General features: G+C 48.2%; 19 protein-coding genes and 1 other annotated feature. Of the genes, 7 read left to right on the top strand and 12 right to left on the bottom strand.

All coding sequences use genetic code 11. The features are described 5' to 3' along the window. Nucleotide 1: 1 nt before the first annotated feature. The 10 genes from hisF to F458_RS19865 form a co-directional block, all read right to left on the bottom strand. Nucleotides 2-796, bottom strand: coding sequence for an imidazole glycerol phosphate synthase subunit HisF (gene hisF, locus F458_RS0117580; protein WP_018984756.1), 795 nt, complete (start codon nt 794-796; stop codon nt 2-4). Further along, a complete protein-coding gene (gene hisA, locus F458_RS0117575) occupies nt 778-1,515 on the bottom strand; it encodes a 1-(5-phosphoribosyl)-5-[(5-phosphoribosylamino)methylideneamino]imidazole-4-carboxamide isomerase (RefSeq protein WP_018984755.1) in 738 nt (245 codons plus the stop codon). The genes hisF and hisA overlap by 19 nt, the downstream gene beginning before the upstream one ends. Beyond that, on the bottom strand, nt 1,516-2,118 hold the full coding sequence (gene hisH / locus F458_RS0117570; protein ID WP_018984754.1) for an imidazole glycerol phosphate synthase subunit HisH: 603 nt from the start codon (nt 2,116-2,118) through the stop codon (nt 1,516-1,518). Continuing rightward, the gene (gene hisB / locus F458_RS0117565; RefSeq protein ID WP_018984753.1) at nt 2,118-3,188 is read right to left on the bottom strand and encodes a bifunctional histidinol-phosphatase/imidazoleglycerol-phosphate dehydratase HisB; all 1,071 of its coding nucleotides are present in this window, start codon (nt 3,186-3,188) and stop codon (nt 2,118-2,120) included. The genes hisH and hisB overlap by 1 nt, the downstream gene beginning before the upstream one ends. After that, nucleotides 3,185-4,267 (bottom strand): histidinol-phosphate transaminase, encoded by a 1,083-nt coding sequence (hisC, locus tag F458_RS0117560; RefSeq protein WP_018984752.1) that lies wholly within the window; start codon nt 4,265-4,267, stop codon nt 3,185-3,187. Before hisC ends, hisB begins: the two co-directional genes overlap by 4 nt. Nucleotide 4,268: 1 nt before the next feature. Next, a complete protein-coding gene (gene hisD / locus F458_RS0117555; protein ID WP_018984751.1) occupies nt 4,269-5,567 on the bottom strand; it encodes a histidinol dehydrogenase in 1,299 nt (432 codons plus the stop codon). A gap of 3 nt (nt 5,568-5,570) precedes the next feature. Continuing rightward, nucleotides 5,571-6,470: an ATP phosphoribosyltransferase gene (hisG, locus tag F458_RS0117550; protein ID WP_018984750.1), complete on the bottom strand. Its 900-nt coding sequence runs from the start codon at nt 6,468-6,470 to the stop codon at nt 5,571-5,573. Nucleotides 6,471-6,507: 37 nt separating this feature from the next. Beyond that, nucleotides 6,508-6,628 (bottom strand) — a sequence feature (His leader region). Nucleotides 6,629-6,785: 157 nt separating this feature from the next. Next, entirely contained in the window at nt 6,786-7,355 is a 570-nt protein-coding gene (locus F458_RS0117545; RefSeq protein ID WP_026294775.1) for a lipid-binding SYLF domain-containing protein, read from the bottom strand. A gap of 127 nt (nt 7,356-7,482) precedes the next feature. Next, nucleotides 7,483-8,349, bottom strand: coding sequence for a TraB/GumN family protein (locus tag F458_RS0117540; protein ID WP_018984748.1), 867 nt, complete (start codon nt 8,347-8,349; stop codon nt 7,483-7,485). A 100-nt stretch (nt 8,350-8,449) separates the two neighbouring features. Then, the gene (locus F458_RS19865; protein WP_018984747.1) at nt 8,450-8,941 is read right to left on the bottom strand and encodes a DUF2244 domain-containing protein; all 492 of its coding nucleotides are present in this window, start codon (nt 8,939-8,941) and stop codon (nt 8,450-8,452) included. A 99-nt stretch (nt 8,942-9,040) separates the two neighbouring features. Here F458_RS19865 and F458_RS0117530 point away from each other — a divergent pair, with 99 nt between their 5' ends. After that, on the top strand, nt 9,041-9,937 hold the full coding sequence (locus F458_RS0117530; protein ID WP_018984746.1) for a sulfite exporter TauE/SafE family protein: 897 nt from the start codon (nt 9,041-9,043) through the stop codon (nt 9,935-9,937). 135 nt (nt 9,938-10,072) lie between these two features. On the opposite strand, the gene F458_RS0117525 is transcribed toward F458_RS0117530, so the two are convergent. Both F458_RS0117525 and F458_RS19860 read right to left on the bottom strand, forming a co-directional pair. After that, the gene (locus tag F458_RS0117525; protein WP_018984745.1) at nt 10,073-10,717 is read right to left on the bottom strand and encodes a hypothetical protein; all 645 of its coding nucleotides are present in this window, start codon (nt 10,715-10,717) and stop codon (nt 10,073-10,075) included. 389 nt (nt 10,718-11,106) lie between these two features. Continuing rightward, on the bottom strand, nt 11,107-11,520 hold the full coding sequence (locus tag F458_RS19860) for a DoxX-like family protein (protein ID WP_156824293.1): 414 nt from the start codon (nt 11,518-11,520) through the stop codon (nt 11,107-11,109). Nucleotides 11,521-11,758: 238 nt separating this feature from the next. Between F458_RS19860 and F458_RS0117515 the strand changes: the two genes are divergently transcribed. The 6 genes from F458_RS0117515 (at nt 11,759) to F458_RS0117480 (ending at nt 18,205) form a co-directional block, all read left to right on the top strand. Further along, nucleotides 11,759-13,084 carry an alpha-amylase family glycosyl hydrolase gene (locus tag F458_RS0117515; RefSeq protein ID WP_018984743.1) on the top strand — a complete coding sequence of 442 codons (1,326 nt, stop codon included), beginning with the start codon at nt 11,759-11,761 and terminating at the stop codon, nt 13,082-13,084. 293 nt (nt 13,085-13,377) lie between these two features. After that, on the top strand, nt 13,378-15,291 hold the full coding sequence (locus F458_RS0117505) for an ATP-dependent DNA helicase (RefSeq protein WP_018984742.1): 1,914 nt from the start codon (nt 13,378-13,380) through the stop codon (nt 15,289-15,291). A gap of 11 nt (nt 15,292-15,302) precedes the next feature. Beyond that, nucleotides 15,303-15,986: a tRNA (adenosine(37)-N6)-threonylcarbamoyltransferase complex dimerization subunit type 1 TsaB gene (tsaB, locus tag F458_RS0117500; RefSeq protein ID WP_018984741.1), complete on the top strand. Its 684-nt coding sequence runs from the start codon at nt 15,303-15,305 to the stop codon at nt 15,984-15,986. Between the two features lie 185 nt (nt 15,987-16,171). Continuing rightward, nucleotides 16,172-16,477: a hypothetical protein gene (locus tag F458_RS0117490; RefSeq protein WP_018984739.1), complete on the top strand. Its 306-nt coding sequence runs from the start codon at nt 16,172-16,174 to the stop codon at nt 16,475-16,477. 86 nt (nt 16,478-16,563) lie between these two features. Further along, a complete protein-coding gene (locus tag F458_RS0117485; RefSeq protein ID WP_018984738.1) occupies nt 16,564-17,280 on the top strand; it encodes a Slp family lipoprotein in 717 nt (238 codons plus the stop codon). Between the two features lie 85 nt (nt 17,281-17,365). Then, nucleotides 17,366-18,205, top strand: a complete 840-nt coding sequence (locus F458_RS0117480; protein WP_018984737.1) for an alpha/beta fold hydrolase — start codon at nt 17,366-17,368, stop codon at nt 18,203-18,205. Nucleotides 18,206-18,277 lie beyond the last annotated feature (72 nt).

Below are 18,277 nucleotides of genomic sequence, written 5' to 3'. Positions count from 1 at the left end.
CCTATGCCCCCTTTCTTCTATGTTCTTTGCGCATGACTATGTCATTATCTGACAGGTAGGACTTCAGTGCCTGGATAGTAATGAGGTTTTTATGAAAAACTGAGGCTGCCAGTGCGCCATCTACATCAGCCTGTTGGAAAACATTTTTGAAATGTTCCATCTCACCGGCACCACCGGAAGCGATAAGTGGAATTTTACACGCATCGCGAACAGCACTGAGCTGTTTTACGTCATAGCCTTTGCGTACGCCATCCTGATTCATGCAATTCAGTACAATTTCACCAGCACCCCGGCTTTGTACTTCTTTAATCCATTCAGCGGTTTGCCAGCGACTTTTTTGCGTTCGGGCTTCATCACCGGTAAATTTAAAAACCTCATACCGATCATTGGCCTCGTTGTAGAAACTGTCGATACCGATAACCACACATTGCTGACCATAGACATCATGCAGCTCATTAATCAGTTCCGGATTAGTTAAAGCAGGGGAATTGACAGATATTTTATCCGCGCCCATCTCAAGGATACGGCCGGCATCCTCCACTGACTTTATTCCACCGGCTACACAAAAAGGAATATCAATTACCTGGGCTATCCGGGATACCCAGCTTTTATCCACCACCCGTTGATCCGAGCTGGCCGTGATATCATAGAATACCAGCTCGTCGGCACCAGCCTGCGCGTAGCGTTCTGCTAAAGGCACAATATCGCCGATAATTTCATGGTTTCTGAACTGTACGCCCTTGACGACTTTTCCATCGCGGACATCCAGGCAGGGTATTATGCGTTTTGCCAGCATGCAATTGCCTCCTTTACAGTGAATTTACCTTCAAGCAGTGCACGTCCCAGGATCACGCCACTAACGTTTGCAGGGCGCAATGCTTCGATATCAGATAGCTCACCAATACCGCCGGAAGCCTGCCACTGGATATCAGGAAACGCTTCATTCATTTGCTGGTAAAGAGTCACATTGGCTCCCCGCAGGGTGCCATCTCGGCTGATGTCGGTGCACAACACATGCTTAACACCGACTTCGGCAAAGTCGGTAAGTACCGCTTCCAGCGATACATCTGAGCTTTGTTGCCAACCATGGGTAGCAACAAATTTATTGCCGTTTCCATCAATGTTCACATCCAGGGCCAGAACAATAGCCTGTGGCCCATATTTCGTTACCCATTGCTTGACCAGCGCTGGCTCTTTTACCGCCAGAGAGCCAATCACAACCCGGCTGACACCGGCCTCAAGTAACTGGGCAACATCGTCTTCACTGCGAATACCGCCGCCGGCCTGAAACTTCATTCTTTTTGTCTCAACCATAGAACGGATCAGGCTGAGCTGACGTTGGGCAGTATCTTTAGCGCCGGTTAAGTCCACGATATGCAGCCAGGTGGCGCCATCATCGGCGTAGGTATGTACAACCTCTACCGGGTCCAGTTTATATTCAGTTTTTTTGTTATAGTCGCCCTGGTACAGCCGTACCACCGCGCCATCTATTAAATCAATTGCAGGAATAATCATTTAAAGGTTCACAAAGTTAGTCAGTAGCTGTGCGCCGGCATCACCAGAACGTTCCGGATGGAACTGCACACCAAAGTAATTATTATGCGCGATAGCCGCAGAAAATCGCTGGCCATACTGACAACTGGCCAGCGTATTCTCATACTCTGGTACAGCAAAGCTGTGCACAAAGTAAAAATATGTACCATCGTCAATACCGTTAAACAGCGGGTTTGCCCTGGCGGAGCTAACTGTATTCCAGCCCATATGCGGTAATCGTTGTCCCTTTGCTTCAAGCCGTCCAACATGGCCGGGCATCAGGCCCAGACAATCAATTTTACCGCTGCGGCTTTCATCGGAGGACGCCACCATCAGTTGCATCCCCAGACATACGCCCAAAACCGGTTGCGTAAGGCTTTGCAGGGTGGGGGCCAACTGTTTTGCATTGATGCTTTGCATCGCTGCACTGGCACTGCCCACGCCGGGGAAAAAGACTTTGTCAGCCGCTTTGATAATTTTATCTTCAGCCGAGACTTCGACATTTACCCCCAGACGCTCCAGTGCGAAGCGGACTGACGAAATATTTGCACATCCTGTGTTCACAATCACGATCCGCTGGCTCATCACAGCGCTCCTTTACTGCTGGGCAACGCATCGCCATCGCGGGTGATTGCCTGACGCAGTGCGCGACCAAACACCTTGAAAAGGCTTTCTACCTGGTGATGGGCATTACCTTCGCTGGTGGATAAATGTAAGGAAAGGCCCATGCTTTGCGCTAACGAATAGAAAAAATGTTCCACCATCTGAGTCGACATTTCGCCGACTAAATGTTGCGTAAAGCTGGCTTCAAACTTCAGGTGTGGTCGGTTGGAAATATCCATAATGCATTCTGCACGGCACTCATCCATTGGCAGAGCAAAGCCAAAGCGGCCAATGCCCCGTTTATTTCCCAGCGCTTTTTTCATTGCTTCACCCAAAGCCAGCGCTGTATCTTCCACACTATGATGATCATCGATGTGCAAGTCGCCCTTTACTTCCACATTCATTTCAAAGCCGCCATGGGTAGCAATTTGATCCAGCATGTGGTCAAAAAAACCAATACCGGTACTGATGCTGGATTTTTTTGAAGAGTCGAGATCCACGCGTACTTTAATATCGGTTTCTGAAGTTCTACGAACCACTTCAGCAATGCGCGATGAGGCTAGTAGTGTCTTTTCGATAGCGGGCCAGTTCATTTGTTCGCGCGTGTACTGCAAACCCCGAATACCCATGTTGCGGGCCAGCGCCATATCGGTTTCCCGATCACCAATGACGTATGAACGGGTAAAGTCCACTTTGCCCTGTTGCAAATAATCACTGACCAACCCTAATTTCGGTTTGCGGCAATGGCAGTCGTCGCTGTCAAAGTGAGGACAAATCAGAACATCATCAAATTCAACACCCTGGCTGGCGAAGATTTGCATCATCATATTATGTGGGGCATCAAAATCTTCCTGAGGAAAGCTCTCGGTGCCAAGGCCGTCCTGGTTGGAGACCATGACCAGTTTAAATCCGGCTGCCTGAAGCTTTAACAACACCGGGACTACGGCGGGTTCAAAGACCAGCTTATCAAGGCGATCTAACTGCTTGTCTACCGGCGGTTCTTCTACCAGCGTGCCATCACGGTCGATAAATAAAATGGCTTGTTGGCTCATGCCGACGCTCCTGATTGGTTAAAAAATTCTGTGATAAGTGATATAAGGCGTTTATTTTGCGTTTCGCTACCAACGGTTGCCCGCAAGCAGTTGTGCAGGTTCACCTGCTTTGACTGATCACGAATCAGCATGCCGTGGCTGACCAGATACTCCATCAGCTCAGCACAGTGGGGCGTGCGAAACAGCACAAAGTTTGCGCGGGTATCACCGACCAGTTCAATAGTGGGTAAGTCAGCCAGTGCAGCGGCAAGCTGTTTTTTTTCATGATTGATAAAATCTACTTGCTGGCCCACCTTGGTCTGGCCTTCCAGGCTCAGTGCCTGCTCTGCGATTTGCGCAACCGGTTCTGGAATCGGGTAGGGTGCAATGACCTTCATCAGCGATTCGACAACGTGTGGGTGTGCAAGTGTAAATCCACAGCGTAATCCAGCCAGCGCAAAAGCCTTCGACAGCGTTCGCAAAATTACCAGATTAGGATACTGCGACAGCTTGTCCGCCCAGCTATATTGCTTATCAAATTCAATATAGGCTTCATCCACAACCACTAAGGCTGAATCTGCGAAACGGTCGATAATCTGTGTAAGTTGAGCGCTATTTACCGTCGTTCCGGTTGGATTGTTTGGCGCGCAAATAAAGACCAGATTGACATCGCTGGTGGCACACACTGCCTCGACGTCCAGTGTGAAATCGTCTCTTAGAGGAACTTTTTTTACGCCGACATCACAGGTCTGTGCACTGATGGCATACATGCCATAGGTGGGTGGGCAAATCAGAATATTATCTTGCCCGGGTGTACAGAAAGTACGAATTAATAGCTCTATACCTTCATCTGCGCCCCGGGTAGTAATCACTTGATTGTCATCAACACCGGCATAAGCAGCATAGGCGCTGACAACACTTTGTGGCTGACATGACGGGTACCGGTTAAAGCGGCTACTGTCTATATTATACGTATTCGCGTAGGGCGACTCATTTGCATTGAGCCAGTCCTGCCCACCGGAAAATAACCGGCGAGCAGACTCGTAGGGCTTTAGCGCCACGAGGTTGTCATTGAGTAGGGATGATACTAAATCAGCCATCTTATTTTTCCTTTAACGCGTCAAGTCGCAATGCCACTGCCTTTTCGTGAGCATCCAGGCCTTCTGCGGCTGCCAGTGTCATAATCGCCGGGCCTAATCCCTGCAAACCAGACTCACTCAGCTCCTGCACGGTGTAGCGACGCATAAAGTCCAATAGTCCCAAGGATGAGTAATTTTTAGCATAGCCATAAGTTGGAAGTACATGGTTGGTGCCCGAGGCATAATCGCCTGCCGATTCTGGAGACCAGGCACCTAAGAATACCGAACCTGCATTCTTAAGCGCAGGCAAAAGGCTGCGCGCATCATCGGTTTGTACAATTAAGTGCTCGGGCGCATATGCGTTACTGACTTCAACTGCCTGCTCCATCGTTTCGGTCAGAATATAGCGGGCATTGTCCATGGCGGCAGTAGCAATATCAGCGCGGGAAAGACCCCTAATCTGCTGGTCCACCTGTCTTTTAGCGTTGGCTATTAATGCTTTGCTATCGGTAACTAAAATCGCCTGCGAATCAGCACCATGTTCAGCCTGTGAGAGCAAATCAGAAGCCACAAACGCAGCATTGGCATTGCTATCTGCCAGCACCAGCACCTCAGAGGGACCCGCCGGCATATCAATGGCTGCGCCGTCAGCACGCTGACTGACCTGTTGTTTAGCCTCTGTTACAAAGCTGTTACCCGGGCCGAATATTTTATCCACCTGAGCAATTGTTTGTGTGCCCAGCGCCATCGCCGCAATAGCCTGAGCGCCACCGCACAGATATATTTCATCAATGCCGCATCGTTTGGCTACAAATGCGATCTCCGGGGCAATACTGCCATCCTTACCCGGTGGCGTACACAGCACCTTTCGTGGCACTTTAGCGACCAGAGCTGGTACACCTAACATGAGCGCAGTGGAGGGAAGGGGCGCGCTTCCACCTGGAATATACAGGCCGACTGCTTCAAGTGCCACAAAACGCTGTTCACAAACCACACCCGGACTTGTGGTCAGGGTAATATTTTCCGGAACCTGCGCTTCATGAAATGTCTTGATGTTAACAAACGCTGTGTCAATTGCCGCTTCTACTTCAGGCGAGACCTTTGCGGCCAATTCGTCACGTCTGGCCACAGATAACGGAAGGACATCAAGTGTCGGACAGTCAAACTGACGGGTGTAATCAAGCACAGCGCTATCGCCACCGGCCTCTACCCGGGCGATAATATCTGCAACAGTTTGCTTTAAACTCGCACTGTTCGTCATTACCGGACGAGCGAGCGCATCGGCGCGTTCTTCCTGAGTTAAGTTGTTCCAGTTGATCATGGTTCAGCCCATCATCTTTTCAATCGGCATTACCAGAATAGAGCTGCAGCCCAGCGCTTTGAGCTTTTCCATGGTTTCCCAGAACAGATTTTCCGGACTAACTACATGCACTGCGACCGTATCTTCAACGCCAGCCAGGGGGAGAACTGTTGGGTTTTCAGCGCCCGGCAGTAAGTCGTTAACTTCGTCTAAACGAGATTTCGGCGCATGTAACATGATGTACTTGCTTTCTTTCGCCTGCATCACGCCATCAATACGCGGCACCAGACGGTCAATTAAGGCTTGTTTTTCAGCGCTGAACTCACCGGTACGTTTTATCAATACTGCCTTGGAGCGAAAAATAACATCTTTTTCCACCAGGCCATTTGCCTCCAGTGTCGCCCCTGTGGAGACGAGATCGCAGATCCCTTCTGCCACACCGGCGCGCGGTGCCACTTCCACAGAGCCTGTCAGCATTACCGCTTTAGCGTTAACATTCTGCTCCTTAAAATAGCGCTCAAGTAAAAAAGGGTAGGTTGTAGCCACGCGCTTTCCAGACAGGGTTTCAATTCCTGAGTACGAGGTTTCGTTAGGCACCGCGATAGATAAACGACAACCGCCATAATCAAGCCGACGCATCACCTCGTAGTCAGCAACTTTTCCGGACGCCTGGCGTTCCAGCATCTTTTCTTCCAGCTCATTTTCACCGATAAACCCCATATCAACGACACCGTCCATAACCAGGCCGGGAATATCATCGTCCCGCACCCGTAATAAATCGATATCCTCATTGGTCGAGTGGGCTATCAACAGACGATCGCGAATATTTAGTTTAATACCGATGGCCTTTAGTAATTCAATACTGTCTTTACTCAACCTGCCAGATTTCTGTACCGCAATTCGCAATCTTCTATTGTCGCTCATAATGTTCCCCTTGATGTAAAATTCTTTAGCGCCTGATAATGAAAAACCCCCGAAAGTTTCCTTCCGGGGGCTGTACTAGATTTATCTGCGCCACTGGAAGGAAACATAGACCTTCCAGCACGAACCTGAAAGGTTATGCTAAATGATGATGGTGGTGATTTGCAGCGCAGTTATTCATAGTTAATTCGTGTGTTTTGTTAAGCCAAAAAGACGGTACTTAATTGCGTTAAAAATTGCAATTGTTTTCTGGGATGAAACCAGTTTTCCGCATTAACTTTTTGTTATAAGGTATAAATCCTGATAATTCGTGGCAGCCTAATTCAGCTGCGCATCTTTCCAGAACCTGGTACCTTTTACGGTCGCCTGCAGAGCTAAGCCGCTTTCTGTCATAGTGTAAACGGTGATATTACCCAGGTACCCTTCGCCCTCTACAGACAAGCCTTTGTCACCTGCTTTGGCAGCCGCATCAGCGTTACCACCGGCTGTCCAGCCATTATCTAAAAAGTAATTCATACTACTTTGGGTGTGAAACACCATGACCAGACGATAATCTTTTGCACCAATACCTAATCCAATGCCACCTTCAGCCATGTTCATATACACCTTTTCACCAGTGATGTTATTATTTACCACACCATAGCCGGTACCAGCTGCGAGAAAGATTACATTGATATTAGCATTGCTGAAAACTGCATATCCGGCAGAATTCTGAAGCTGAGATCGGGTATCAGGCTTTTCCCGGTATAAGCGTGCAAGTGTGCGTTCCTGCATGTCGAGAATACCCTGCCGTTTTTCAGCAATCGTGCCTTCGCCCATTGAAGCGCAACCTGTTAACGCCATGATACCCAGCGCTAGACCTAACCATCTACGTGCAAAAATTTTCATCTATATTACTCGTTTGTCACGGGTGGCATAATAAACTGCCGGCCGTAAAAAGACTATTTACTACTAATACTTCAAAGATAAGAAATTGGCTTACTTGATGGCAATTTTCGGATCATTCAGTCAGCCATCAGTTTAACTGGTTTATCGTGTAGCCTTGATCTGCCAGCAAAGTCAGCACGCCTTTTTCGCCTGGCATGTGTAACGTGCCCACTAAAATAAATTCGGTTTCCGGAGTTTTCATCAATTGCTTTATTTTTGGTAACCAGTTGGCATTGCGATCTACCAGTAGATCCTCAAATACGTCGGGATAAGACCGTTTGAAATCCTCAATGGTGATGTCATACAGAGCCTCCATATCGCCGTTTCGCCAATGCTTTTTCATCGGGCCGACCACAGACTTCAGCTCCTTTATATCTTCCAGGGTGTAGCGAATAAACGCATCTTCCTGCCCATCGGCCATTTGCGACAGAAACGCCAGTTGTTCATCCGGGCTTTCAAACCAGTCGACAGGCTTATCCTGCTGGGTGCCCTTAGCAAAAAAGTGTGCATCAACACCCTTGCTGGTTAGTCCTGCCCGCTGATATTCCATCATCGTGAGGGTGACCCCCAGCATCGCAGGCTTAAATTTAATTACCTGTTCGACGGGTAAATGTCGTTCAGCCAGAAAATCTTTAAGCATTGCAAACGTATTGGCAGAAAGCACATCAGCAATGGTTTTATCCTCTGTATAGGTGTTTTTCTGCATCACCTTTGCCGCGAATGCAGGCGAGGCTACAGTTGCCATATCTGTTTCAAATACAAGTATGTCGGCCTGTTCAAATGCGGTGTTATAAGCCTCTGGAAGGGGATAATCATCGGGGCTTAAAATATGTAACGTGCCGCCAAGATAGAGGGTGTTCTGGCCATCACTTATCTGCCATACCGAAGCAGCTTCACAGACAGATACCCCTAAGGCAGCCACTGCAAGGGCAAGACCAGATAATAATCGTTTCATGAGAAAGCTCCATTTCGTAGTAGCCCCTGACTCTACGGAGAAACTGGGCTGGCGGCAATAATAACTTTGTAAGCAAATTTTTTGTCCAAAAAAACTGGTATCATTGCCACCAGCGGTTATTACAAATTCTCAAGCCGTGCTGACTAAGTACCCGCTTAGGATCCTGTCGATCGGATAAGTTCAGAAAACTGCCTAACGCCACCTGTTGATGATGGTGGTGAAGATAAAACAGAGGAAGTTGCCAGTGACCCTGCGTTTCGGTAATCGTCACATAACAATGTGGCCTGGCAAACTGATAACGGCGGGCGCTACGGTACCCCTCTTCAATCGTCAGTAAATCATCAGTGATGGTTATGACTTGTTGACGGTATAGTTGCCAGTTAACACGGTACATTAACAGCGCCAATAGCAGTAATTCAAAGCCCGCAAATGGCAGAATCACCCACACCCCAATCCACCACCAGCCGAATGCGATCAAGCCCACCGGCAAGGCAAGTAGCAATAAAACAATTTTTATCTGCTTCCAGTTAATCGAGCGGTTCGGTCTCAACACGATGGTTGCGATGTTGTCTTGATGACTGATAAGAATCACGGGATGTTAATTCGTTGTTAACATAAAGCCAGCGTAGCACAGGATTTATTTTTTTGAATTAATCTGGCAAAGTGCATTACCAAATTTTCGTCGAAGTCGATGCTATTGCCGCAGTTTATTGTTCGTTACCCCTGGCGTGTTGCTTTGTTTGCCGGTTGGCTGGTGCTTTTGTTGTGGCAGCAGAATACGGTGGCATTAGCGTTGGAATTTGGCCTGTTCACCTTTTTAGGCGTGATTGGCGCTATCTTTGCCAATGCCACTGGGGCTGGTGGAGGGGTGGTATTTGTTCCTTTTTTTCACCACATGGGGTTTACGCCTCATCAGATTCTTGCCACCAGCTTTGCTATTCAGTGCTGTGGCATGACCGCAGGTGCCCTAACCTGGACGCATCATTATCGCGTCCACCATACAACGGACAAACAATGGCAACCGCTTATAAGTGCGCTATTGCTCACTGTGCCCGGCTCTGTGGTGGGCGTGTTACTGGCGCAATGGGGTAAAGACACACCGGCACTAGCGTTTTTAGCCGGAATGGAAGATAAGCTACATCTTGGGTTTGGCGTATTTTCCATATTTCTCGCGCTGGCAATTTTTGCCTCTGTGCCACTTTTACGCCGCACTGTCTTTGCCACCAGTCTCACCACATTTGATGTGCTGGCCTTACCCCTCATCGCATTTGCCGGCGGTATTATTACAGCCTGGCTGTCAGTAGGTGTGGGGGAGCTGGTGGCGGTCTATTTGATTATGCGGGGTAAAAACATAACGATGGCCATTGCCGTGGCTGTTATTCTTACCGCGTGCAGCGTCTGGCCAGCGATTGTATTTTATCTTTACCAGGGTAGCGCTATTGTCTGGCCGGTGTGGCTGTTTGCCGGGGCAGGAGCGGTAGCCGGCGGAATTATCGCACGGCGTGTGGTACTCGCGTTTCGGCCGGTTCAGCTAAAACTGTTTTTTGGCTTATGGGTGTTACTTATGGGATTAAGCGGAATTGTCTAACAATATCATTTACCAATTGATTTTAAGATAAACAAAATGGCCGGCAGCCCGGTTATGCGATTTGCCGCAAAATAAATAAAACAGTGAAAAGACAAGAGCGCCCCGGGCGCTCTTGTTAGAATGTTAACGCGAAATTTAGTTTTCAGATGGGTTGTAAGGCAGTGAAGACTGGTGGGCAACAATTCGTAAATCGCCTTCGCTGTCTTTAACATAGGCAAAGGTATACTCAACTTTGGTTTCACCGCCGCTGGTATCGGTAAAAAAGTAGTTACCCATTGCCACCGCCATCCTGCAACTGTTATTGATAATTCCGACATTATCAAACTTAACGTTAGTATAAGGCGCGATCGCAAAGCCTTTGTCTTCCTCGTACGCGTCGTTGCCTCCTACGAAATAAGACAGGGCCGCATCAAAACTGGAGCGAAACTGATCGTTAGAGGCAAGTGTTGGTTTGAATAATACGCTGCTTAAATCATACCCATACATATCCTGTATAAAATCAGCCGCCTCTTTAGAATAATCGCCATCGTTGCTATACACACTGCCAATGCGTACGATACCGTCTCCCCACATTTTTTGTGCCTGCACAACTTCTCGCTCGGTAATACATTCATCTGAATACAACAAAGCGTTGTCCAGAGCTTCAGCCTTTAACTGGGTAGAATTATTTTTGTCAGAGGCGTTAACTTCAGGGTTTGCAACAGCATTACAACCTGAGAACATCACAACAGCAGTGAGAGCAAGTGCTGATTTTAACGCTGGCTTGTTACGTATTTTCATTGTCTGACTCCTCGTCATCTGGGTGCAAACTAAATCATTTCAATTATTTGTCTCGACGCAGATCGATATCGAGCGTGATAACTGAAGTCTAGACAGGAATGATTACGGGTACTTTTGCGCTGGATTAAAAAGAGATTAACGAGACATTAAAAATAGATGAATACGCTGGCAGACATACAACAATAAGAGGCAGAAACGTTAGCTTTGCAGTGTATTAATGGCAAAGTTTTGTGGTCCGCATCAAAAATTGGATCGAACAAAGACAGTATGCTGGCGCAAACGAAGACTTTTCTGCATGGACAATAACGGCACTATTTACATAGTATCAGGTGCCCAGCCAGGTGCTGGCGTCGGATTTGGCACCTAAAGTATTCTGGCACCACACAGTATCACTGCAATTTGTGAATATCGCGCGCTGGCGGCCATTTCCGTTCTTTTGCACAGATAAGTAAATAAAGGCCAAGCGTAATACAGGGAATATTCGTCGAAACAGGGTTGAATGCTTCAATCAAAAAAGCAGGCATAAACAATCCTGTGAAAATAATAAGACCGATTAGCGCCACAATGTTTAATGCCATAAGCAGTGCGGACTTATAAAAGCAGATAATTAAAACACCAAAAATGATTTCGCTGACACCTGCCAGCTTTATAAACCAGAACGTTTGCCCTGCGGATAAACCTATACTGCTGGATAGTTGCCATTCAAGGGGAGCAATGGTAAGTATTTTGGGAAAGAGGCCCTGATAGATCCAGACAAAGCCCAGGGTAAATCGTACAAGGTTCACAACGTTCAATTGACTCATCCTGAAATGATAAATGAAAGATACCGCTACTGTCGCTCAGGTAATGGTTACTCATGCTTTTTCTACTATGGACCCGGGGCATGACAAGATGCAGTGGCGTAATTATCTGTCAAATCGCCTCTGTGTATGCCTTACACGCAAGCCAGTGTTTTGCACAGACGCAAAGCATTATTCTGTGTAGCTAAACCAATTTTAAAGGATAGCGTAACCACTATTAAATTGTTCTAAAGAGTTAACTATGGCAATTGTCCCTTCGTATGAGCCGCAAAATCCCTACACCCTTACGCAACCGGCCTGGTCTCGCGATGCCGTGATCTATCAGGTGAATACCCGCCAGTATAGTGTGGCAGGTAATTTTGCCGCGGTTGAAGCAGACTTACCCCGAATCAAAGCGTTGGGCGCTGATATCATATGGCTGATGCCCATCCACCCGATTGGTGAAAAAAACCGAAAAGGTGAACTGGGCTCACCGTATGCAGTGAAAGACTATTTTGGCATAAATCCGGAATTTGGCGATGAGAATGATTTGCGGTCATTAGTGAATGCTATCCACAATAAGGGGATGCGCGTCATTCTGGATTGGGTACCTAATCACAGCGCATGGGACTGCAACTTAGTGGATTCACATCCTCAGTGGTATGCCCGTGACTTCAAGGGAGATTTCAGGCCGTCACCATGGTGGGACTGGGATGATATCATCGAGTTTGATTATGCACAGGCGGGCTTACGTGAGTACATGATAGAAGCAATGTCTTACTGGATTAAACATTTCGACATCGATGGATACCGCTGTGATGTGGCCGGTTATGTCCCTAATGATTTCTGGTTTCAGGCTCGTCAGGCTTTAGACCAGTTAAAGCCCGTTTTTATGCTGGCGGAGTGGGAAAATCGCGATTTACATGAAAAAGCGTTTAATATGACCTATGCGTGGAGCTGGCACGAAACACTTCATGGGATCGCCAAGGGCGAACTTTGCCTGGATAAACTAAGGAAATACTATTCATGGAACGAGCGTGCCTGGCCTGATTCGGCGTATCGAATGACGTTTGTTACCAATCATGACATGAACGCCTGGGATGGCACGCAGGAAGAATTGTTCGGAGAGCTACTTCATGCCGTTATTGTACTTTCGGTATTGGGTGAGGGGATGCCACTGCTGCACAATGGCCAGGAAGCTGGGGACAGCAAACGCCTGGCATTTTTTGAGCAAGATCCCATTGCCTGGCACTCTCATGAGGTGGGCGATTTATATACTCGGCTTATAGCCATAAAAAAACAGACACCGGCGCTACATAATGGCCTTTTCGGCGCTACCATGATTCAGATTCCTAACAATTGTATGAAGCAGGTTTTCAGCTTTACCCGGATGCAGGGAAGCGAAAAAGTTGTCGTTATTCTCAACCTTTCCCATGAAGCGGTGGACGTTTCATTTAATTCCCAGCTATGGCCTGGCGAGTATCAAAATGTGCTTGATAATACGCGGTTCACCGCTGAACCCTCCACCACACTCGCCATTGCGCCCGGGGGATATAAGGTATTCAAGCATTGTACGTCAGTGCAGTAGAAACCCAACAGTGACTTGATCTTGTGCGCTTCCGTTTATCGTTAATAACTGTGGCGCAGCTCTCTTTGCCATAAGAATAGGCCGGTCATATAAAGCAGGCTGACACAGAGGCTGAAATCCAGCGAACCCTCCCATTTTACAGTTGCAGGGATAACCTGGGTGCTGGCTTAGCTCAAGGGAATATATGGGCGCGTTACCTGCAGACTAAAAAATTATGCGGCAAAGAAACAGGCTTCTCACCATTGGAATAAATTATCTGGCATAATGCGCTTTTTGTTGTTGTTCGGGTGATTATGCCATCAATTTCTTCTGTATTTTCTGCCAACGGTCTGCTGGCGAGCGCAATTGACGGCTTTGTCCCCCGTGATGCGCAGACGGATATGGCCAGGGCAGTAAAAACTGCTCTGGATAAAAAGCACAGTCTTATTGTGGAAGCCGGCACCGGCACCGGTAAAACATTTGCCTATCTTGCCCCTGCGTTGATGGGCAAGGGCAAAGCTATCGTTTCCACCGGCACCAAAAATCTGCAGGAACAACTCTATCATCGTGATTTACCACTGGTGAAAAAAGCGCTGGGTAGTATGCGTAAAACCGCATTACTTAAAGGACGTTCTAATTACCTGTGCATTCATCGGTTGGCGCAACACGGCGGCAACTCTACATTGCTGGAAAAAGAAACGCTGGATCAGCTCTCTGCTGTGAAAACCTGGTCAACTACGACCAAAACCGGGGATATGGGGGAGCTAAAAACGCTACCTGAAGACGCCCGGGTATTGCCTATGGTGACCTCGACAGTGGATAACTGTCTGGGCCGTGATTGTCCCGATTACGAGGACTGTTATCTGGTTAAAGCGCGGCGCAATGCGTTGGATGCTGATGTGATTGTGGTCAACCACCACTTGTTTTTTGCTGATATGGCGTTAAAGGATACAGGATTTGGTGAACTCATCCCCGAAGCGGATGCCGTCATTTTTGATGAGGCCCACCAGATTCCGGATATTGCCAGTGATTACTTCGGCGAAGCGCTGTCTACCCGTCAACTGAGTGAGATGGCAAAAGATATTACCCTGCTGTTTCGTACCGTATTAAAAGATGCTGCTCAATTAGATAAAGCCGCCGATAAATGCCGCATCGTCGCGGCCGATTTGCGTCTGCTGTTCCCCGAAACCCCGCAACGGGGTAACTGGGTGGAGGCCATGGAGCGGGAAGACGTGCAGACCCAAATAAGTCGTCTGGCTGATGCATTAAGCGTCTTACACGAGGTATGTAAACTTAATATCGGTAGGGATAAAGATTTGGACAATCTGTACGAACGGATTGTCCAGGCGCGCGAGCAGCTTGATGCGTTCAGAAACACCGAGCAAACTGGGGTGAGTCTGTGGTATGAAACCAGTCCGCGACATTTGGTATTGCACCTTACCCCGCTGTCCATTGCCGCTAAATTCCGCCGGTTTATCAGCGATCCGCCCCGGGGCTGGATTTTTACCTCGGCCACGTTGATGGTGGACGACGGTTTTGAGCATTTTCAGCGTCGCATGGGCCTGGAAGAGGCCACCACCCTGGGGCTTGATAGCCCGTTTAACTATCAGGAACAGGCGTTATTATGTGTGCCACGGTATCTGCCCGAACCTAATAGCTTGCAGTTAAGAAAGACATTACTGGATACTGCTAAATCGCTGATAAAAGCCAGTCGGGGACGCTGCTTTTTATTGTTTACCAGCCACGCCATGCTTAAAGAAATAGCGGCAAAACTGGCTAATGAGATTGATAACCCATTGCTGGTGCAAGGCACCACCACCAAACAGGCGTTACTGGCTGAATATCTGGCTAATGAGGAAGCCGTGCTACTTGGCACGGGCGCTTTTTGGGAAGGTGTGGATGTGCGCGGAAGCGACCTGGTGTGTGTGATGATCGATAAACTGCCTTTTGCCTCACCCGACGATCCACTGCTACAGGCACGGATGGAGGATGTGAAAAAGCGCGGAGCCAATCCCTTCGCAGCTATCCAGATTCCGCAGGCAGTCATTACCCTGAAGCAGGGCGCTGGTCGGCTAATCAGGGATCCCAGTGACAAAGGTGTGCTGGTAATTTGTGATAACCGGCTGGTAACCAAACCCTATGCAAAAACCTTTCTGGCTAGTCTGCCGGATATGCGGCGTACCCGCAGCCTGAAGCAGGTTGAAGACTTTTTGTCAGAGATAGAATAGAAGCGAAAATAATGAAAGTACTTGCTATTGATACAGCCACCGAAGCACTGTCAGTTGCCTTACAGGTTAATGATGAAATCAGTGATCAATTTGAAATTTGTCCGCAACAACATAGCCAGAAATTGCTGCCTCTGGTTAAGGCTGTGTTAGCGGACGCGGGTGTGTCCCTGCAACAGCTTGATGCGTTGGTATTCGGTCATGGGCCGGGAAGCTTTACCGGCGTGAGAATTGCCACCGGAATGGTACAGGGCCTGGCATACGGTGCACAGTTGCCGGTGGTGGGCGTGAGTACGCTGGCGGCTATGGCTCAGCAGGCCATAGCGACCACCGGGGCGCAGAGAGTCGTCAGCGCAATTGATGCCCGCATGAGCGAAGTGTATCTGGGGCAGTTTGTTAATCACCAGGGGCTGGCTCTTGCTGACAGTGAGGAAGTCGTGTGCAGCCCTGATGATGCTGTCGCACAGCTTCCTGCTATCAATTATCAGACGGCAGGTACCGGGTGGCAGGCTTTTGAACCGCTTCAACAGGCGCGTCACAATGCCACCAATACAGATATTCTGTATCCTCACGCGCGGTATATGTTAGCACTGGCGCAACCGAAAATTGCGGCCGGCGAAGGGGTAGAAGCTATGTCGGTCATGCCAGTATACTTGCGCGATAAAGTTACCTGGAAAAAATTACCAGGCAGGGAGTGACGCTTACCTTGTAAAGTAAAAAAAGGTACAATTTTTGCAGTGGTCAGAATTCAGATGTTTTAAACGAGCACATTCACGTAATTTGTACGTTAGTAGCTGGCAACGTGAAAGGAATCACGCTGTGCTCAAAATTAACACTGATATAATCATCTTTCAAAGGCATAGTATTCGCAGTAAATACACCCATGGAAATTCATTCTTCATTAGCCATAGCCCGGCAGTATGACCGGTCACAGACGACTAAGCCTGAGCCCGTTAAACAGGACCAGGAAAGGAATACTCGCCCCTCACAAACCATTAATGCCGCTACTTTCTCAAGACTGGCGCCTTCTACGGATACCCTCAACAAAGCACACCAATTTCATTCTGACGCGATATATGATCAGCCACAGGGCAAAGCCCAGCTTGCTGTAACTGAATATATGAGTCTGGAAAGAGAGCAAAAACGCGACGCGATACGCGATATGATGGGCGTTGATCTTTACGCTTGAGCAAGTCAGTCTTATTTATTCAGCTTTTGTTCATCCGCCTGTAAGATAATACCGTATGGGTTATTACGCGTTAAAAAAGGTGGGTTATGTTTACACGAATATGTATCGTGCTTTCGCTGATTTTTCTTACAGTCAGCTGCGCTATCGTTCCTGATGATATTGAAGTTGCTGATGAAAAAGCGCTGGTCAGTTATAAAGGGGCGGCGACACAGGGTGCTGAAGCTGCAGGCAGTATGGCTCGCTGGGGAGGAATTATTGTCAATGTTGAGAACAAGCCTCAGAAAACGCTGGTGGAAGTTGCGCATTTTCCGCTGGTCAGTTACGGGAAACCTAACACATCAGACTCGACCGTGGGCCGTTTTAAAGCCCAACTGGATGGTTTTGTTGATCCCATTGTGTTTGAGGAAGGCCGAACTGTGACTTTCGTAGGGGAGTTGGGCGAGCCAGTTGCGGGCATGGTGGGAGAGCAGCCGTATACTTATCCGCTTATAAAAGCCACCGGCTACCATCTGTGGCGGGAAACCTCTACGTATGACATTTCGCCGATGTATTTTCATTATGGAATGGGTTGGTATTCGCCTTTTTATTATCGTTATGCGCCTTTTAACAGTTGGCAATTTGGCCCGGCATGGGGGTTCCCCGGTTCACGAATTCGGGTGATTGAAAGCCGGGATCCTAATCGTCGCCGCGTAGATGGATCCCCTTTGAAGCCATCTGCAGTTGCGCCGACACGGAAAATCCGGAGTGAAAAAAGAACGCGAGCCGTGCCGGTCCGAGGGGGCGAACAGCGTGAAGAAAGGTAGGCAAAATATTGCCTGAGACATGCAGCACCTTGCCGCTTCAACGGCAAGGTGCTGCCGTTTTATGCACATCAAGATAGGATAGTTTATGCTACAAACTGAGTTTCGAGCTGGTCCGGTAACCATGACCGCTTTAGACAATCAGGGCAGTGGAGAAGTCGTCATTGGTTTACATGGCTTTCTTGACAATGCGGCAAGTATGGAAGGTCTGGCGCCTTATGTGCACAATTATCGTTATATTGCACTGGACTTAGCTGGCCATGGAGGTGCCACACATCGACCCCACGGGACGCATTACAACCTGCTCGATTATATTCAGGATCTTCACGCTTTTATTCAGGAGCAAGCTTTTGATTCAGTTATCCTGATGGGCCATTCTTTAGGGGGGATTCTTGCCTCGCTCTACGCAGCAGTATTTCCAGAAAGTGTCAGGGGGGTCATCAGCATTGACGCCTGTGGTCCGCTTACTGAGCCTGAATCTACTTCAGCGGCCCAGATTCGAGAGTCAGTGGAAAGTCGCTGGCGTAAAACCAGAAACCGACTTCGGGTGGTGGATTTGGAAAAAGCGATAGCGGCCAGATGTGAAGTCAGTGACATCAGCGCAGAGCATGCGCGCATGATCCTTCGTAGAAATCTGACTCAGGATGCCGGCGGCCATTATTTCTGGGCCAGCGATCCCAAATTACGCACAAAATCCTCGCTAAGGCTGACCGAAGGGCAAGCACAGGCGCTGATGGAAAATATTCGCTGTCCAGTGTTGTTTATTGCTGCCTCTGATAGTTTTAAAACTGTCGATAAAGTTTTCAGTCAACGGCAGGACTGGTTTGTTAATGCCTCGTGTCTACAATTTGCAGGCGGGCACCATATTCACATGGAAAAACCAGATGAAGTAGGTGCTGCTATCCGTCATTTTGTTGAACAATTGTAAACGCGGTCATTTATCTTTACGTTCGCTTCCGCTACTATAGCCAAGTAATCTGACCAGTTGCGCATTTCTTAT

Origin of the sequence: Salinimonas chungwhensis DSM 16280, from assembly GCF_000378185.1 — a bacterium.
Taxonomy (GTDB): Bacteria; Pseudomonadota; Gammaproteobacteria; order Enterobacterales; family Alteromonadaceae; genus Alteromonas; species Alteromonas chungwhensis.
This window is presented reverse-complemented; position numbering and strand designations above follow the sequence as displayed.

Coding starts and splice junctions, on each gene's coding strand:
- hisF (WP_018984756.1), bottom strand. CDS start 796: ATGCTGGCAAAACGCATAATACCCTGCCTGGATGTCCGCGATGGAAAA.
- hisA (WP_018984755.1), bottom strand. CDS start 1,515: ATGATTATTCCTGCAATTGATTTAATAGATGGCGCGGTGGTACGGCTG.
- hisH (WP_018984754.1), bottom strand. CDS start 2,118: ATGAGCCAGCGGATCGTGATTGTGAACACAGGATGTGCAAATATTTCG.
- hisB (WP_018984753.1), bottom strand. CDS start 3,188: ATGAGCCAACAAGCCATTTTATTTATCGACCGTGATGGCACGCTGGTA.
- hisC (WP_018984752.1), bottom strand. CDS start 4,267: ATGGCTGATTTAGTATCATCCCTACTCAATGACAACCTCGTGGCGCTA.
- hisD (WP_018984751.1), bottom strand. CDS start 5,567: ATGATCAACTGGAACAACTTAACTCAGGAAGAACGCGCCGATGCGCTC.
- hisG (WP_018984750.1), bottom strand. CDS start 6,470: ATGAGCGACAATAGAAGATTGCGAATTGCGGTACAGAAATCTGGCAGG.
- F458_RS0117545 (WP_026294775.1), bottom strand. CDS start 7,355: ATGAAAATTTTTGCACGTAGATGGTTAGGTCTAGCGCTGGGTATCATG.
- F458_RS0117540 (WP_018984748.1), bottom strand. CDS start 8,349: ATGAAACGATTATTATCTGGTCTTGCCCTTGCAGTGGCTGCCTTAGGG.
- F458_RS0117530 (WP_018984746.1), top strand. CDS start 9,041: ATGCTATTGCCGCAGTTTATTGTTCGTTACCCCTGGCGTGTTGCTTTG.
- F458_RS0117525 (WP_018984745.1), bottom strand. CDS start 10,717: ATGAAAATACGTAACAAGCCAGCGTTAAAATCAGCACTTGCTCTCACT.
- F458_RS19860 (WP_156824293.1), bottom strand. CDS start 11,520: ATGAGTCAATTGAACGTTGTGAACCTTGTACGATTTACCCTGGGCTTT.
- F458_RS0117515 (WP_018984743.1), top strand. CDS start 11,759: ATGGCAATTGTCCCTTCGTATGAGCCGCAAAATCCCTACACCCTTACG.
- F458_RS0117505 (WP_018984742.1), top strand. CDS start 13,378: ATGCCATCAATTTCTTCTGTATTTTCTGCCAACGGTCTGCTGGCGAGC.
- tsaB (WP_018984741.1), top strand. CDS start 15,303: ATGAAAGTACTTGCTATTGATACAGCCACCGAAGCACTGTCAGTTGCC.
- F458_RS0117490 (WP_018984739.1), top strand. CDS start 16,172: ATGGAAATTCATTCTTCATTAGCCATAGCCCGGCAGTATGACCGGTCA.
- F458_RS0117485 (WP_018984738.1), top strand. CDS start 16,564: ATGTTTACACGAATATGTATCGTGCTTTCGCTGATTTTTCTTACAGTC.
- F458_RS0117480 (WP_018984737.1), top strand. CDS start 17,366: ATGCTACAAACTGAGTTTCGAGCTGGTCCGGTAACCATGACCGCTTTA.